At 70.4% G+C, this 14,216-nt stretch carries 14 protein-coding genes; 6 read left to right on the top strand and 8 right to left on the bottom strand.

Translation table 11 applies throughout. The features are described 5' to 3' along the window. Positions 1 to 17 precede the first annotated feature (17 nt). Positions 18 to 1,403 carry a DUF2868 domain-containing protein gene (locus tag CLU95_RS27620; protein ID WP_099796545.1) on the top strand — a complete coding sequence of 462 codons (1,386 nt, stop codon included), beginning with the start codon at positions 18 to 20 and terminating at the stop codon, positions 1,401 to 1,403. Further along, positions 1,400 to 2,818: a GTPase/DUF3482 domain-containing protein gene (locus tag CLU95_RS27615; protein ID WP_099796544.1), complete on the top strand. Its 1,419-nt coding sequence runs from the start codon at positions 1,400 to 1,402 to the stop codon at positions 2,816 to 2,818. The genes CLU95_RS27620 and CLU95_RS27615 overlap by 4 nt, the downstream gene beginning before the upstream one ends. 9 nt (positions 2,819 to 2,827) lie before the next feature. On the opposite strand, the gene CLU95_RS27610 is transcribed toward CLU95_RS27615, so the two are convergent. Continuing rightward, complete coding sequence (locus tag CLU95_RS27610) at positions 2,828 to 3,619, bottom strand: crotonase/enoyl-CoA hydratase family protein (RefSeq protein WP_257214748.1); 792 nt, start codon at positions 3,617 to 3,619, stop codon at positions 2,828 to 2,830. Positions 3,620 to 3,759: 140 nt separating this feature from the next. Between CLU95_RS27610 and CLU95_RS27605 the strand changes: the two genes are divergently transcribed. Beyond that, entirely contained in the window at positions 3,760 to 4,779 is a 1,020-nt protein-coding gene (locus CLU95_RS27605) for an AraC family transcriptional regulator (protein WP_099796542.1), read from the top strand. Between the two features lie 7 nt (positions 4,780 to 4,786). Here CLU95_RS27605 and CLU95_RS27600 read toward each other — a convergent pair whose 3' ends face one another. Then, complete coding sequence (locus CLU95_RS27600; RefSeq protein WP_099796541.1) at positions 4,787 to 5,782, bottom strand: sialic acid TRAP transporter substrate-binding protein SiaP; 996 nt, start codon at positions 5,780 to 5,782, stop codon at positions 4,787 to 4,789. Between the two features lie 200 nt (positions 5,783 to 5,982). Here CLU95_RS27600 and trhA point away from each other — a divergent pair, with 200 nt between their 5' ends. Continuing rightward, entirely contained in the window at positions 5,983 to 6,606 is a 624-nt protein-coding gene (gene trhA, locus CLU95_RS27595) for a PAQR family membrane homeostasis protein TrhA (protein WP_099796540.1), read from the top strand. Positions 6,607 to 6,619: 13 nt separating this feature from the next. Here trhA and CLU95_RS27590 read toward each other — a convergent pair whose 3' ends face one another. The 5 genes from CLU95_RS27590 to bla form a co-directional block, all read right to left on the bottom strand. Next, positions 6,620 to 7,618, bottom strand: coding sequence for a tripartite tricarboxylate transporter substrate binding protein (locus CLU95_RS27590; protein ID WP_099796539.1), 999 nt, complete (start codon positions 7,616 to 7,618; stop codon positions 6,620 to 6,622). 35 nt (positions 7,619 to 7,653) lie between these two features. After that, complete coding sequence (locus CLU95_RS27585; protein WP_099796538.1) at positions 7,654 to 8,892, bottom strand: acyl-CoA dehydrogenase family protein; 1,239 nt, start codon at positions 8,890 to 8,892, stop codon at positions 7,654 to 7,656. An 11-nt stretch (positions 8,893 to 8,903) separates the two neighbouring features. Next, the gene (locus CLU95_RS27580; protein WP_257214747.1) at positions 8,904 to 10,475 is read right to left on the bottom strand and encodes an AMP-binding protein; all 1,572 of its coding nucleotides are present in this window, start codon (positions 10,473 to 10,475) and stop codon (positions 8,904 to 8,906) included. A gap of 135 nt (positions 10,476 to 10,610) precedes the next feature. Beyond that, a complete protein-coding gene (locus CLU95_RS27575; protein WP_099796537.1) occupies positions 10,611 to 11,606 on the bottom strand; it encodes a LysR family transcriptional regulator in 996 nt (331 codons plus the stop codon). A gap of 39 nt (positions 11,607 to 11,645) precedes the next feature. Continuing rightward, on the bottom strand, positions 11,646 to 12,533 hold the full coding sequence (gene bla, locus CLU95_RS27570) for a class A beta-lactamase (RefSeq protein WP_099796536.1): 888 nt from the start codon (positions 12,531 to 12,533) through the stop codon (positions 11,646 to 11,648). A 175-nt stretch (positions 12,534 to 12,708) separates the two neighbouring features. On the opposite strand from bla, the gene CLU95_RS27565 reads away from it, so the two are divergent. Next, positions 12,709 to 13,062 carry an ArsR/SmtB family transcription factor gene (locus CLU95_RS27565; protein WP_099796535.1) on the top strand — a complete coding sequence of 118 codons (354 nt, stop codon included), beginning with the start codon at positions 12,709 to 12,711 and terminating at the stop codon, positions 13,060 to 13,062. A 42-nt stretch (positions 13,063 to 13,104) separates the two neighbouring features. Beyond that, on the top strand, positions 13,105 to 13,650 hold the full coding sequence (locus CLU95_RS27560; RefSeq protein ID WP_373669806.1) for an SRPBCC family protein: 546 nt from the start codon (positions 13,105 to 13,107) through the stop codon (positions 13,648 to 13,650). 39 nt (positions 13,651 to 13,689) lie between these two features. On the opposite strand, the gene CLU95_RS27555 is transcribed toward CLU95_RS27560, so the two are convergent. Next, positions 13,690 to 14,163: a hypothetical protein gene (locus tag CLU95_RS27555; protein ID WP_143606064.1), complete on the bottom strand. Its 474-nt coding sequence runs from the start codon at positions 14,161 to 14,163 to the stop codon at positions 13,690 to 13,692. Between the last annotated feature and the right edge of the window lie 53 nt (positions 14,164 to 14,216).

Genomic DNA, 14,216 nt, shown 5'->3' with positions numbered 1-14,216 from the left:
AAGAAGAAGGGACCCTGTTGACCACCACCGCGCTGCGCGAACCTGCTTTTCCGGATGCGGTGATCACCGAAGCGGTCCGATGGACCGAACAGAACGGCCCGCTCGACGACGCGTCGGCCCTTCGCACCGCGGCCTCGCGCAGCGCCGACGGCCACTCCCGAATCATTGAACGCGCCCGCCAGCTCGGCGAGCGCATGGGCCTGCAGGCCGAACTCGCGCGTGGCCGGCACTGGGCGCCGTGGGTGCTGCTGGCGCTCGTGGCGCTGGTCGTGATCGCGGGGCTGGGCCTCGCGGGCCAGGTGGTCGGCGGCAACGACCGCCACATCAACGTGATCGTCGCGCTCGTCAGTCTGCTGGGCCTGCATGTGCTCACGCTGGCGCTGTGGCTGATTGGCCTGTGGCTGCCCTCGGGCACCTTCGGCACGGCCTCGCTGGGCTGGCTGTGGCTGTCGCTCACGGCGCGCGTGGCGGGCGGCCAGCGCGGGCAGGCGCCGCTGCTGGTGCGCGCGGCCACGGGGCTGCTGACCCGTGCCCGCCTGCTGCCCTGGGCCTTCGGGCTCGTGAGCCACGGCATCTGGGCGCTCTCGTTCGCCGTGGTGCTGGCCGCGATGCTGTTCGCCCTTGCCTTTCGCAGCTACACGCTGAGCTGGGAAACGACGATCCTCGAGCCCGCCTTCTTCGTGCGCGCGGTGCAGGCGCTGGGCTGGTTGCCGGCGCAGTTCGGGTTTCCGGTGCCCGATGCGGCGACGGTGCAATCGGCGGTGCCGGTTGCTGCGGCCCAGCGCACCTGGGCGCTGTGGCTCACCGGCTGCATCGCGGTCTACGGCCTGCTGCCGCGCCTCGCGTTGGTGCTGCTCAGCGCCGCCGTCTGCCGACACCGCCGTCCGGCCCTGCAGCCCGATTGGCAGGCGCCCTACTACCGCAAGCTGCTGGCCCGCTTCGCCGCACTGGCGCCGCCCGCCATCGTCGATGCCGACCCGGGCCGCGCGCACCCCGCCGCGCCCACCGGCCTGCCGGCCTCCGAGCAGCACGACGGCCTGTTCGTCGTCGGCTTCGAACTGCCGCCCGACATGCCCTGGCCGCCCGCCGGCCTGCCGACCTCTGCGGCCCGCATCGACGGCAGCGCCCCGGCGCGCCGCGCGTTGCTCGACCAGCTCGCGCAGGTCCACCCGCGCACCGTGCTGCTGGTCTGCCATGCGGCGTCGAGCCCCGACCGCGGCACCGAGCGCTTCCTGCGCGAGGTGCTGATGCATTGCGGCGAATGTCGACTCTGGCTGGCCGATGCGCCCAACGCTGCCGCCGCGCAACGCTGGCGCGACTGGCTGCACGACGCCGGGCTGGCCCACGTGGTCGCGAGCGACCAGCTCGATGCCGTCTTCCCCCAAGGCACCGCCACCGCATGACCTCCCCGATCCGCATCGCCGTCGTCGGCCACACCAACGCGGGCAAGACCTCGCTGCTGCGCACGCTCACGCGGCGCGTGAGCTTCGGCGAGGTGTCGCAGCGCCCGGGCACCACGCGCCATGTCGAGTCGGTCGATCTCGAGGTGAACGGCCAGCCGGCCGTGCGCTTCTTCGACACGCCGGGCCTCGAAGACGCGGTTGCGCTGCGCGAGCACCTGGCCGGCCTCGACACTGCCGCGCAAGCCACGCCGCCCGAGCGCATCCGCCGCTTTCTGCAGGGCCCCGAGGCGCATGGCGTGTTCGAGCAGGAAGCCAAGGTGCTGCGCGCGATGCTCGACATCGACGCCGCCTTTCTCGTGATCGACGTGCGCGAGCCGGTGCTGCCCAAGTTCCGTGACGAGATCGAGCTCTTGAACTCCTGCGCGCGCCCGGTGCTGCCGGTGCTCAACTTCGTGCGCGACGGCGCCAGCCGCGAGCCGGCCTGGAAAGAACTGCTCTCGGCCTACGGCCTGCACGTGCAGGTGCGCTTCGATGCGGCGGCGCCGTTCGTGGGTGCCGAGCACGACCTCTACAACGACCTCGCCACGCTGCTGCGCGATCGCCGCGACGTGCTGCGTGGCGTGGTCGACGCGCTCGATGCCGAGGCCGACGCGCGCCGCCAGTCGGCCTGCACGCGCATCGCGGACCTGCTGGTCGATGCCGCCTCCGTCCGCCGCACCGTGCCCGCCGCCGAGTTCGCCGACGCCACGCACCGCCAGGCGCTCATCGCCGGCGTGCAGAAGGACGTGTTCGACAAGGCCCAGCGCTGCACCGACGACCTGCTCGCCCTCTACGGCTTTCGCCAGGACGACGCCGACGAAGCGCCGCTGCCGATCATCGAAGGCCGCTGGACGCTCGACTTCTTCAACCCCGAGGCGATGAAGGACGCGGGCCTGCGCCTGGGCAAGGGCGCAGTCATCGGCGCCGCCGTGGGCGTGGTGGCCGACCTCGCGCTGGCAGGGTTGTCGCTGGGCGCGGGCGCCGCGCTGGGCGGCGCCATCGGCGGTGCGGTGTCGCAAGGCTGGGGCCCGCTCGGGCGCAAGCTGGCCAACAAGCTGCGCGACATGCACGAACTCACGGTGGAAGACAGCGTGCTGTTCACGCTCGCCGCGTGGCAGCTGCAGCTCGCGCAGGCGCTGGAACGGCGCGGCCATGCGGCGGTGGAACGCATCCGGGCCGAGGCCCCATCGGCGGACGAGGACGACACGCTCATGCGCGCCGCCGCAGGCGCCGTGCGTGCCGTGCAACCCGCGCGCAGCCATCCCGAGTGGGAATCGACCGGCGCCCTCACGCGCAGCTTCTGGCGCCCCGCGCCGCAGCGCGAGGCGCTGGCCGGCACGCTCTCGCTCGAACTGCAGCGCGCCTTCGACGCTTGAAACCAGGCCTCAGCCCGACACGTGCTCGGGGGTCACTTTCGCGAGCGATTTGTCGACGAACGCCCCCAACCGCGTCTGCACTTCCCCGCCGGTCTGCACCACCGCCGCCATCAGCGACTCGGCGAACATGCCGTCGGTGGCCGACATGTCGGCGATGCGGCTGATCGACGTCACCATCGCGTAGTTCGACAGCGCCGCGTTCTTCGCCACGCGCTTGGCCAGCACCATCGCGGCACGCAGGCTCTCGCCGGGTGCGGCGATCTCGTGCGCCAGGCCCAGCGTCTTCCCGGCGCGGGCGTCGAGCACGCGGCCGGTGAGCATCATCTCGACCATGCGGCCCGGCGTGATGATGCGCGCCACGCGCACCGTCGCACCGCCGCCGGTGAAGATGCCCTTCTGCCCCTCGGGCAGCGCGAAGTAGGTCGACGGGTCGGCCACGCGCACGTGCGTGGCCGCCGCCAGTTCGAGCCCGCCGCCGACCACCGCGCCGTGCAGCGCCGCGACCACCGGAATGCCGCCGTACTGGATCTTGTCGAAGGTGCTGTGCCAGCGCTGGCACACGCGCATGAAGTCGACCGCCGTGCGTTCCTTGTCGTGGTGCTCCTTGAGGTCGAGCCCGGCACAGAAATGCGGCCCCGCGCCGGTCAGCACCACGGCCTTGGCCTCGCGCGGGAGTGCGGAGAACACGGCGTCCAGCGCGGCCAGCGTGGCCTCGTCGATGGCGTTGCGCTTGGCGGGACGGTTCAGGGTCACGACGGCGACCTCTTCGTCCATGTGCAGAGTGACGTTCCGTTCGATCACGGCAGGGCTCCTTGGGTTGTTGCGGGTTCCGCCACGAGAATGTGGCGGCTCAGGGCTACGATAGCCTTGGGTATCGCGCCATTGCTTGCAGATCGCGCCCATTCATTTGCAGATTCCGCCAACCGTCTTTTGAATCCGCCATGCCGCCCGAACGCGCCACCGTCGCCGTCAGCTTCCTGCAGCACCTGCTGAGCGGTGCGCGCCGCCAGCTCAGTCCCCGCGACATCGACGCGCTCGCCGCGCAGGCCGGCCTCTCGCCGCAGCTGCTGCGCCAGGAAGGCGCGCGCGTCACGCGCGAGCAGTTCGTTCGCATGTACGAGTGCGTGTCGCTCTTCATGGGCGACGAGATGCTGGGCCTGTGGTCGCGCCCGATCCGCGCGGGCGCGCTCAAGTACCTCGGGCTCAGCCTGCTCGACGCGCCCTCGCTCATGGTCGCCATGTACCGCTTCACGCGCTTCTGGAACCTGCTGCTGGACGACCACCGCCTGCGCATGACGCGCGCCCACGGCGTGGCCACGATCACCATCGCGCCGCACCCCGAAGCCGCCGCGCGGCCCACCACGCCCTTCGGCCATGCGCTGATGGTCAAGCTGATCCATGGCGTCGCCTCGTGGCTCATGGGGCGGCAGTTGCCGGTGCTGGGTGTCGGCTTTGCGTTCCCGCGCCCGGCGCGCTTCGACGAGTACGCGAACCTGTTCCCCGGCCCGCTGCAGTTCGAGCAAGACACGTCTTCCGTGCGCTTTGCCGAACCGGTGCTGCGCCAGACCTTCCAGCGCACGCGCGCCGAACTGCTCGACTTCGTGCGCCGCGCGCCCGACGACTGGATTTTTGTCACCTTCGACCACGACACCACCAGCGCCACGGTGCGCGAGTTCGTTGCCGCACACCTCGCCTCGGACGCCACGCTGGGCGCGGCGGCGCGCGCGGTGCACATGTCGGAGCGCGCGCTGTCGCGCCAGCTCGCGGCCGAGGGCACGAGCTTTCGTGCGCTGAAGGAAGAAGTGCGCCGCGACCTCGCGATCCAGCGCCTCGTGAAGACGCGCGAGCCCATCGATCGCATTGCCGCCTCGGTGGGCTTCGACAACACGCCGGCCTTTCACCGCGCCTTTCGCACCTGGACCGGCAGCACGCCGCGGGGCTACCGGCAGCGGGCTGGTTAGTGCCTCTTCAGTTCGCCGCCCCTGCCAGCGCCTGCAACTTGGCAAAGTCACCCGGCCGCGCGCCCATCTGCTCGGGCGTGGACCGTTTCGCCACGCGCTCCAGCAGCGGCAGCCGGTTGACCGGCTGCACCGTCATGCCCTTGCTGCGCAGGAACTGCTCGTCTTCCAGCTCGCTGGCGATCACGCCGACGTTGGTCCACTTGGCCGTGTCGGCCAGGGTCTTCTCCACCATCGCCTGCTGCGGCGGCGTAAGGCGAGCCCAGGCGGCCTTGCCGATCACGATGCCCAGCGTGTCGTAGATATGGCCCGTGAGCTGCACGTACTTCTGCACTTCGTAGAGCTGCTTGGCGCGCACCGTGCCCAGCGGATGCTCCTGCGCCTCGACCTCGTTCTTCTTGAGCGCGCCGTACAGGCTGTTGAACGGCAGCGACACGGGCTTGGCGTCGAGCGCGGTGGCAAAGAGCTGGTAGGCCGCGGCGTCGGGCACGTACAGGCGCAGGTCGCGAAAGTCTTCGGGGCGCTGCAGCGGCTTGCCCGAGGTCACCTGCCGCGCGCCGTAATAAACCGACGCGACCATGCGGTTGCCGCTGCGCTCGTTGTAGCCCTTCATCAGGTCCGCGAGCAGCGGGCTTGCGAGGTACTTGCGCACGTGGTCCAGGTCCTTGAAGGCGAAGGGGTAGCTGCCTAGGCCCAGCGGCGGATAGCCCTCGGCCAGCGTGGCCTGGCCGACGTAGGCGATCTGCATGGAGTCGTTGGCGAGCATCAGCGCATAGTCGCGCTCCTGCCCCAGCTTGGACGCGGGCACCACCTCGATCTTGATCTTGCCGCCCGACTGCTCGGCGATCTTGCGCGCCGCCAGTTCGGCCTGCTGGTGAAAGATGCTCGCGGGCTCGTAGATGTGGCCCCACTTGAACTGCTGCACTTGCGCGGAAGCAGTGACCGCGCACCCCATGGCAATGCACAAGGCGGTAGCCCGGCGCCACGACATCAAACGTTTTTTCATCGGCAGTCCCTCACGGTGAGAAGGCCCGCCGGCGCTGGTGCGCCAAAGCACGCGGCGGGTGTCGGGAACGCATCCCGGCCGCTGAATGTAAACATTTGCAACCAGAAGCCAGAGAGGGTTTGCCCGGTCACGGCGGCGTCATGGCGTCTCCCTAGGATCGCGGGCGCCCGACGCGCCCTCCTCCATCCTCATCGCACCTCATGTACCCCGGCGAACGACTCAACGGCTACAGCCACTTGTTCGGCCTGCTGCTCGCGCTGCCGGCCGCCGCGCTGCTGCTCGCCAAGACGCTGCCCACCGGCGATCCGGCGCGCATCGCGGGGGGCCTGGTGTTCTCGCTCTCGGCCGTGGCGCTGTACGCGGCCTCCACGCTCTTTCACAGCACGCGCGGCCGAAGCAAGCGCCTGTGGGAGCGCGCCGACCACTGCGCGATCTACCTGCTCATCGCGGGCACCTACACGCCCTTCGCGCTCGTCACGCTGCAAGGCCCCTGGGGCTGGCTGCTGCTCGCGGCGATCTGGAGCGCGGCGTGCTTCGGCATCTGGCGCGAGCTGAAACCCGCCGATGCGGGCGCAGCGAAGAAGCCTTCGCTGCCGCTGTACATCGGCATGGGCTGGCTCGGCGTGCTGGCCGCCGCGCCGCTGGCGGCCAAGCTGCACGCCACGGGCCTGGCCTGGCTGGTCGCGGGCGGCGTGCTCTACACGGTGGGCACGGTGTTCTATCGCAACCGGCTGGGGCTGCGCCACGCGCACGGCGCTTGGCACCTGTTCGTGCTGGCGGGCACCGCGAGCCACTACGTGGCCGTGGGCTGGTTCGTTCTCTGACGAAGCCCGCGCCTTACAGCGGCTGCAGCTTCGCCGTCTTCATCATCCGCTCGGTCAGTTCCATCTCGCTCGCGAAGCCCTGCACGTAGGCCTCGGGCGTCGACGGGCTCACCTCGCTGCCCAGCTCCGTCAGCGCGGTGATCACCGACGGCTGCTTCAGCGCCTGGCCGAACACCTCGTAGATGCGCGCAGCGATGGCGTCGGGCGTGCCGGCCGGCACCGACACGCCGCCCCACGACGTGAGCTCGACGCCGCGCAGCCCCAGCTCGGCCAGCGTCTGCACCTGCGGCAAGGCCGCGTTGCGCTTGCTGCCCGCCACGCCGAGCGCGCGCAGCTTGCCGCCCTGCACGTGCGGCAGCGCCACCGAGAAGATCGGCATGCCGAAGTTCACCTGGCTGCCCAGCACCGCGTTGACGATTTCCGACGCGCCCTTGTACGGTACGTGCGTGGCCTGCACGCCCGCCGCCTGCAGGAACAGCTCCACGCCCAGGTGCGAGGGCGTGCCCACGCCGCCCGAGGCGTAGTCGAGCTTGCCGGGGTTGGCCCGCGCGCGCGCCACGAGTTCCTGCAGCGTCTGGATGCCCGAAGCCGCGTTCACCACCAGCAGCACGTCGGAGGTGGTGAGCCGCATGATGTGGCGGAAGTCCTTCACGGCGTCGTAGCCCGGGTTCTGCTGCATGCGCATGTTGGCGGCCATGGGCGCGCTGGAGTAGATCCAGGTGTAGCCGTCGGGCGCGGCGCGCGCGACCTGGCGCGCGCCGATGTTGCCGGCCGCGCCGCCGCGGTTTTCGATGACGACCGGCTGCCCCAGCAAGGGCCCGAGTGCTTCCGCGAGGATGCGCGCGCCGTTGTCCGGGCCGGTGCCGGCGAGGTACGGTACGACCCACTTGACCGGGCGGGTCGGCCGCCAGGGGGCGGCGGTCGCTCCGGCTGCGCGAGCTACGGCCGGCAGCAGCGCCGAGGCAGCGATCGCGCCGCACAGCGCGCGGCGATGGGCATTGATGAGCGTCATGGTTTGTCTTGTCTCCTGATTTTTTTGGTTCGGCTTCAGGCCACGTCGCCGATCAGTTCGCGCGCGATGATGTTCTTCTGGATCTCGCTGGTGCCCGTGAGCACGCGGTACATGCGCAGCATGCGGAACAGGAACTCCACGCGCCGCCCCTGCACGATGCCTTCGCCGCCGTGGATCTGCACCGCCGCGTCGGCCACGCGGAACGCGGCCTCCGAGCAGAACAGCTTGGCCATCGAGGCCTCGGCGCGCGGGTCGCCGCCGGCGTCGATCTGCCGCGCGGTCGACAGCATCAGCGCGCGCGCCGCGCACAGCTGGGTCGCCATGTCGGCCAGCGAATGCTGGATCGCCTGGAACTGCGCGATGGCGCGGCCGAACTGGCGGCGGGTGCGCGCGTAGTCGCGCGCGTCCTTCAGCGCCACGGTCGCCAGCCCCACCATGCCCGGGCAATGCAGCAGCCGGTTGACCGTGATGCGCCCCAGCGCCAATGCCAGCCCCTTGCCGGGTTCGCCGATGAGGTTCGCGGCCGGCACGCGGCAGCCGGTGAGCACGATGTCGCCCGTGGTCGACTGGCCCGCCATGGTCTTGTAGCCGGACTGCACCTCGACGCCCGGCTGCGTCAGGTCGACGAAGAAGGCCGTCACCTCGCGGCGCGCCGGGTCGTCCGAAGTGGACGCCATGAGCACTGCGAAATCCGCGAACGGCGAGCCCGAGATGAAGCGCTTGCGCCCGTCGAGCACGTACACATCGCCCTCGCGCCGCGCCGTCGTCTGCACCGCGCCGGCATCGGAGCCGGCCTCGGCTTCGGTGAGCGCGAAGCAGATCGCCTTCTCGGCCTGCGCCACGGGACGGATGAAATTCGCCATCTGCTCCGGCGTCGCGAACTTGGCGAGTGCGCCGACACGCGGCGGACCGCTGAGTTCGCCGAACACATGCGGCGCGAGCGGCGAGCCGCTGGCGTAGATCGATTCCTTCACCAGCACATGGTCGAGCAGCGACAGGCCCAGCCCGCCCATCGCCTGGGGCAGCGTCATGCCGTAGAAGCCCATCGCGTGCGAGCGGCGCCAGACATGGCGCAGCGTCTCCCGGTCGGGGCCGTGCTCGTGGTCGATGCCCTTCTCGCGCACCAGGTCGGCCAGCTCGCCGTTCAAAAAATCGCCGATGCGGGCGATCAGTTCGGCCGCGCGCGGCGAGCCCTCGAAGGGGCCGTCGAACAATGGCGCGCGGATGGCCGAGGCCTCGGTGGCAGCAGCGGAAGGTGTCAGCGTGGTGTCCATGTCGTTCTCTTTCAGTTGACGCGGCGCGCGTGGCCGGCCCAGTACGGCGTCTGGATCGCCTTGCGTGCGACCTTGCCGTTGGCGTTCTTCAGCAGCGAATCGACGAACTCGATGCGGCGTGGCCGCTTGAAGCCCGCGAGCCGTGCGGCGCAGAAGTCGTCGAGCCCGGCCGTGTCGGGCGAGGCGCCTGGCTTCAGCACGATGTGCGCGGCCACCGCCTCGCCCCACTTGTCGTCGGGCACGCTGAACACGCAGGCCTCGGCCACGGCCGCGTGCTGGTACAGCACGGCCTCGACCTCCGAGGGGTACACGTTGAAGCCGCCGCTGATGACCATGTCCTTCTTGCGATCGACGATGTAGATGTAGCCCTCGTCGTCGGCGCGCGCGAGGTCGCCCGTGTGATAGCGCCCGTCTTTCAGCACCTCGGCCGTGAGTTCGGGCGCGCGCCAGTAGCCGGCGAAGATGTCCTCGCCGCCCACCACGATCTCGCCCACCTCGCCGGGCGCGACCAGTTGGCCTTCGTCGTCGACGATCTCCACCACCGATTCGAGAAACGGCCGGCCGCACGAGGCCAGCCGGTCGGGCATGGCGGCGCGCGCGAACAGGTGGTCTTCCACCGAGAGGCCGCACACGCCCGACGTGGTCTCGCCCGCGCCGTAGCCCTGCGACAGCACGGGGCCGAACACGTCCATCGCCTGCATGATCCGCGCGGGCGCCATCGGTGCGGCGCCGTAGCCCAGGCGTTGCAGGTCCGGCAACGGCCGGTAGCGGCCCTGCAGCTCGGCCAGCAGCATGTTGATCATGGTGGGCACCATGAAGGTGTGGGTCACGCGCTCTGTCTTCATGTCGCTCAGGAAGCGCGCGGGCTCGAAGCCGGTGAACAAACGGATCGTCGCGCCGCTGCACAGCGCCGGCACGATCTGCATGCCCGAGGCGTGCGTGATCGGCCCCACCAGCCCCAGCAGGTCACCGGGGCGCATGCCCTCCGAGCGCGAGAGAAACTTGCGCAGCTGGGCCAGCCGGTTGCCGAAGGTCTGCATCGCGGCCTTGAGCACGCCGCTGGAGCCCGAGGTGTAGTGCAGCACGGCCAGCTCGTCGGCGCGCACGCGCTCCGTGGTGAAGGCGTCGCTTGCGAGCGCCAGCTGGCCTTCGTACGAAGCGGGCGTGCCTTCGGCCGCATCGAGCAGCAGCAGCTTCGGGGCCGCGCCTTTCAGCAACGGCAGGAAGGTCTCGGCGCGCGCGGCGGTGGTGACGATCAGCGTGGCGTCGCTGTTCACGATGACCTCGGCCACCTCGACGGGCGCGAGCCGCGCGTTCATCGGCGCCTTCACCAGCGCGGCCTTGTAGCAGGCCAGCTCCAGCTCGACGATCTCGATGCAGTTGGGCAGGTACACGCCCACGCGGTCGCCGCGCTGCAGGCCGAGCCCGCGCAGGGCATTGGCCAGGCGGTTCGCGCGCCGGTCGAGCTGTTCGTAGGTGCAGGCGCGCTGCGGCGTGGTCACGGCGACCTGCCGGGCATGCAGGCGGGCGGCGCGGGATGCGAGTTCGCCAACGTTGGCGATCTCGGGCGAGAGTGAGGGCAAGTTGTCTCCTTGTGGCAGGTGCCTGTGCACCTTCGGGAGAACTGTCGCAGGCAACGCCGCTACACAACAAATACCGATTGCTGATGCGCGGCCATCACAAAAGTTGATGGCTCCTTCGCGCGATCCGTCTGCGCGCTATGGCTTGCCGTCAGCCAGGAACTGCGCGTCCCAGCGGCCCGAGGCGATCATCGATCGCGCCTCGTCGGCCAGCACCTGCATCACGACCTGCGTGGCCGCATCGGGCGCCTTGCCGGCCGGCGTGGCCAGGTGGTACGTGCGCAGCAACTCGGGCTCGACGATGCGCGCGACCAGCCAGTTCGGCTGTTCGCCCGGCCCGTCCGCGAGCGCGCAGGCGGGCGAGACCGTGAAGCCCGCGCCCGCGAGGTAGAGCGAGCGCAGCACGCGCGCCGAATCGTGCTCGTGCACCACGTTGAGTTCCACGCCCACGGCCTCGGCCGCCGCCTCCACGCGCTGGCGGATGCTGAAGCGGCGCGACTGCAGCACCAGCGGCAGGCCCGCGGCGCGCGCGAAAGGCACTGTGGGGCGAACTGGTGCACCCTTCTTCGCACGCCCGCCCTTCGCACTTTTTCCGAGCAGTGCCGTCACCTCGCCCTTCGCATCGAAGCCGCAGAGGAACATGCCTTCGCGCACGAAGGGACGCACATCGAGCCCTTCGACGCTCGCGGTGTCGACCAGCAGGCCGATGTCGGCACGGCGATCGACCATGGCCTTGCGCACCATCAGGCTCAGGTCGTCGATCACGAACACGCGGATGCGCGGGTGCGACTGCTTCAGCCGCGCGAGCACCGGCCCGAGCAGCAGCGAGGCCAGCAGGAACGGCACCGCCACCGTGACCGAGCCCTCGGGCCCGTCGGGCGTGCGCTGCAGCCGCTCGCGCATGGCCGCGGCATCCGACAGCAGGCGCCGCGCATCCTGGTACAGCTGCAGCCCGGCGGCCGTCGGCGTCACGCCCACATGCGAGCGGTCGAACAGCTGCGTGCCGAGTTCGGCCTCGAGCTTCTTGATCTGCGCGGTCAGCGCGGGCTGCGCCACGTACAGCGACGCGGCCGCGCGCGACAGGCTGCCGGCTTCGAGCACCGCGATGAAATAGCGAAGAGACCTCAGGTCCATGGGGCGGCAAGGGAAAGATGGGAGCCGCCCATTGTGGCCTCAGCCCGCGAGGGCCTTCACCGCGATGCGCGTGGCCGAGGCGACCACGTCGTTGCGACCCTTCGCGTCCTTGTCGGGGAAGGTCAGGTAGACCGACAGCACCAGCGGCGCACCCGACGGCGGCCACAGCACGCCGACGTCGTTGGTGGTGCCGTACGAGCCCGCGCCGGTCTTGTCGCCCACACGCCAGCCGGCGGGCACACCGGCCAGGAAGCGCTCGGTGCTGGTCGTGTTGCCGAGCAGCCAGTCGCGCATCTGCTCACGCTGCGGGGCACCGAGCGCATCGCCCAGCGCCAGCCGCTGCACGGTGTCGCTCATGGCCGCGGGCGTGGTCGTGTCGCGCGGATCGCCGGGGATGGCGGTGTTCAGCTCGGGCTCGGTGCGGTCGAGGCGGAAGGTGGTGTCGCCGATGCGCCGTGCGAACGCGGTGACGGCGGCCGGCCCGCCCAGCACCTTCAGCAGCAGGTTGGCCGCGGCGTTGTCGCTGTACTGCATGGTGGCGGCGCACATCTCGTTCACGGTCATGCCGGTGGCGAGGTGCTTCTCGGCGACCGGCGAGTGCGACACCAGGTCGCCCTTGCCGACGCTGATGCGGCGCCCGAGCAGGCTGGCATCGGTCGCGCTGCGTTCGAGCACGGCCGCGGCGAGCATCAGCTTGAAGGTGCTGCACAGCGGAAAGCGCTCGTGCGCGCGGTGCTGCAGGCGTGTGCCGCTGCCCGTGTGAAAGCCTGCCACGCCGAGCCGGCCACCGCAGGCGCGCTCGAGTTCGGCGAGCTGTGCTTCGGCGTCGGCTTGTGCGCCCTTCTTCGGCCAGGCGCTGCAGGCGCCCGCCAGCGGGGTCACGGCGACGGCGAGCAACAGGGTGCGGCGCTGGATGAGGGTGTTCATTGGGTTGTGTCTTTCGTTCGCGAGTGAGTGGAATGAAAGGCATCGTAGGAGCGCAGCACCCGGCCTGCCAGCGCCCGGTGCGCGCACGGCGTCTCGGGTGTATCAGCTGTAACGCCATTTTTTTCATTCAACTTTTCGGTTGAATTTAATTTGGCATCGGTCTATATTCAACTTCATGGTTGAACTTGAAATCGAAGACGAACGGCTCGACGCCGTGTTCCACGCCCTGGCCGACAGCACGCGGCGCACCATGCTGCAGCTGCTCGCGCAGGGCGAATGCAGCGTGGGCGAACTGGGCGCGCCGTTCCGCATGTCCTTCGCGGGCGCCTCCAAGCACGTGAAGACGCTGGAGCGCGCGGGGCTGGTGTCGCGCACCGTGCAGGGCCGGGCGCACGTGTGCCGGCTCGAACCGGCGGCGCTCGCCACGGCCGATGCGTGGCTGCGCGCGTATGAAGTCTTCTGGAACCACCGCCTGGACGCATTGGCGCAGGCGCTGCAGCGCGAGGCCGACGACAACGGCCGTGCTTGACCCCTTCTCTCTCCTCTTCATCCATCCAAGGAGCACCGACCCATGACCATGACCCTGAAACACGACCTGGGCACGCAGACCGAGCCCGGCACGCTGCGCATCGAGCGCACCCTGCCCGCGCCCGTCGAGCGCGTGTGGACCTACCTCGTCGATCCCGAGAAGCGCCGCACCTGGCTGGCCGGCGGCACGATGACGCAGGCACCCGGCGCAGTGTTCGAGCTGCGCTTCCAGCACACCGAGCTGTCGGGCGAAGTCGCGCCCGAGCGCTTCGCGGCGTACCGCCAGACCCACGTGCAGAACTCGCGCGTGCTGCGCATCGAAGCACCGACCCTGCTCGTCATCAGCTGGGGCAACGAACACGACGACGCGTCCGAAGTCACCTTCGAACTGTCGCCGCAGGGCGAGCACGCCACGCACCTGGTGCTCACGCACCGCCGACTGCCCGACCGCAAGGAAACGCTGAGCGTGGCCAGTGGCTGGCACGCGCACCTCGGCGTGCTCGACGAGGTGCTGCAAGGGCGCCAGCCGCAAGGCTTCTGGACGCTGCTGGAGGCCGCCGAGGCAGCCTACGCGACACACATCCGCTAGCAGCGACAAGGGCGGCGGCGCAAGGGCCGCCGGGGGCCGTCAGGCCCTGGGCGCAGCGCCCTGCGCCGGATCGCGGCAGGCCTGCACCTGGATCGCACGGCTGATCATGTGCCGCTGCTCGCGGGCGCCCTTGAGCATGCGCTCGGCCTCGGCCCGAACGTGCGGCACGGGCGCGCCGGCGCCCTGCTCCGACACCGCCACGAAGACCGTCGCGCCGCCCTCGAGCACGGCCTGCGTCTTCGGCTGCGACTTGCCCGCATACAGCGGCGCATCGTCGATATAGGCCTCCAGCGAATGCACGCCCGGCTTCACGCACAGGCGCGTGAAGCCGTTGGGCATCAGCGCGGCATGGAACTCGCCGTCGACATACACGTGCGCGGCGCCCACGGTGGGCGTGGACGTGGCACTGCGGAAGAACACCACCTGCGCCAGTTCGGGCACGACGGCCGGCGCCGGCCGGTACACCCCGCCCTTGCGCGAGGCCGGCGCGGGCGCCACGGTCGGTGCGGCCACGAGCATCGGCTCGGAGGGCGGCGGCAGCGCAGGCAGCGGCGCAGAAGCCGTGA

Source organism: Variovorax sp. 54, assembly GCF_002754375.1.
In the GTDB taxonomy this organism is placed as follows: Bacteria; Pseudomonadota; Gammaproteobacteria; order Burkholderiales; family Burkholderiaceae_C; genus Variovorax.
Note: the sequence above shows the minus strand (reverse complement) of the source record. Positions and strands in the feature narration are given on the sequence as shown.

Bases quoted from the DNA above. Each gene is read 5' to 3' on its own strand.
- CLU95_RS27565 (WP_099796535.1), top strand. From the start codon at position 12,709: ATGGTTGAACTTGAAATCGAAGACGAACGGCTCGACGCCGTGTTCCAC.
- CLU95_RS27575 (WP_099796537.1), bottom strand. From the start codon at position 11,606: ATGGACCTGAGGTCTCTTCGCTATTTCATCGCGGTGCTCGAAGCCGGC.
- CLU95_RS27600 (WP_099796541.1), bottom strand. From the start codon at position 5,782: ATGAAAAAACGTTTGATGTCGTGGCGCCGGGCTACCGCCTTGTGCATT.
- CLU95_RS27615 (WP_099796544.1), top strand. From the start codon at position 1,400: ATGACCTCCCCGATCCGCATCGCCGTCGTCGGCCACACCAACGCGGGC.
- trhA (WP_099796540.1), top strand. From the start codon at position 5,983: ATGTACCCCGGCGAACGACTCAACGGCTACAGCCACTTGTTCGGCCTG.
- CLU95_RS27590 (WP_099796539.1), bottom strand. From the start codon at position 7,618: ATGACGCTCATCAATGCCCATCGCCGCGCGCTGTGCGGCGCGATCGCT.
- CLU95_RS27585 (WP_099796538.1), bottom strand. From the start codon at position 8,892: ATGGACACCACGCTGACACCTTCCGCTGCTGCCACCGAGGCCTCGGCC.
- bla (WP_099796536.1), bottom strand. From the start codon at position 12,533: ATGAACACCCTCATCCAGCGCCGCACCCTGTTGCTCGCCGTCGCCGTG.
- CLU95_RS27605 (WP_099796542.1), top strand. From the start codon at position 3,760: ATGCCGCCCGAACGCGCCACCGTCGCCGTCAGCTTCCTGCAGCACCTG.
- CLU95_RS27560 (WP_373669806.1), top strand. From the start codon at position 13,105: ATGACCATGACCCTGAAACACGACCTGGGCACGCAGACCGAGCCCGGC.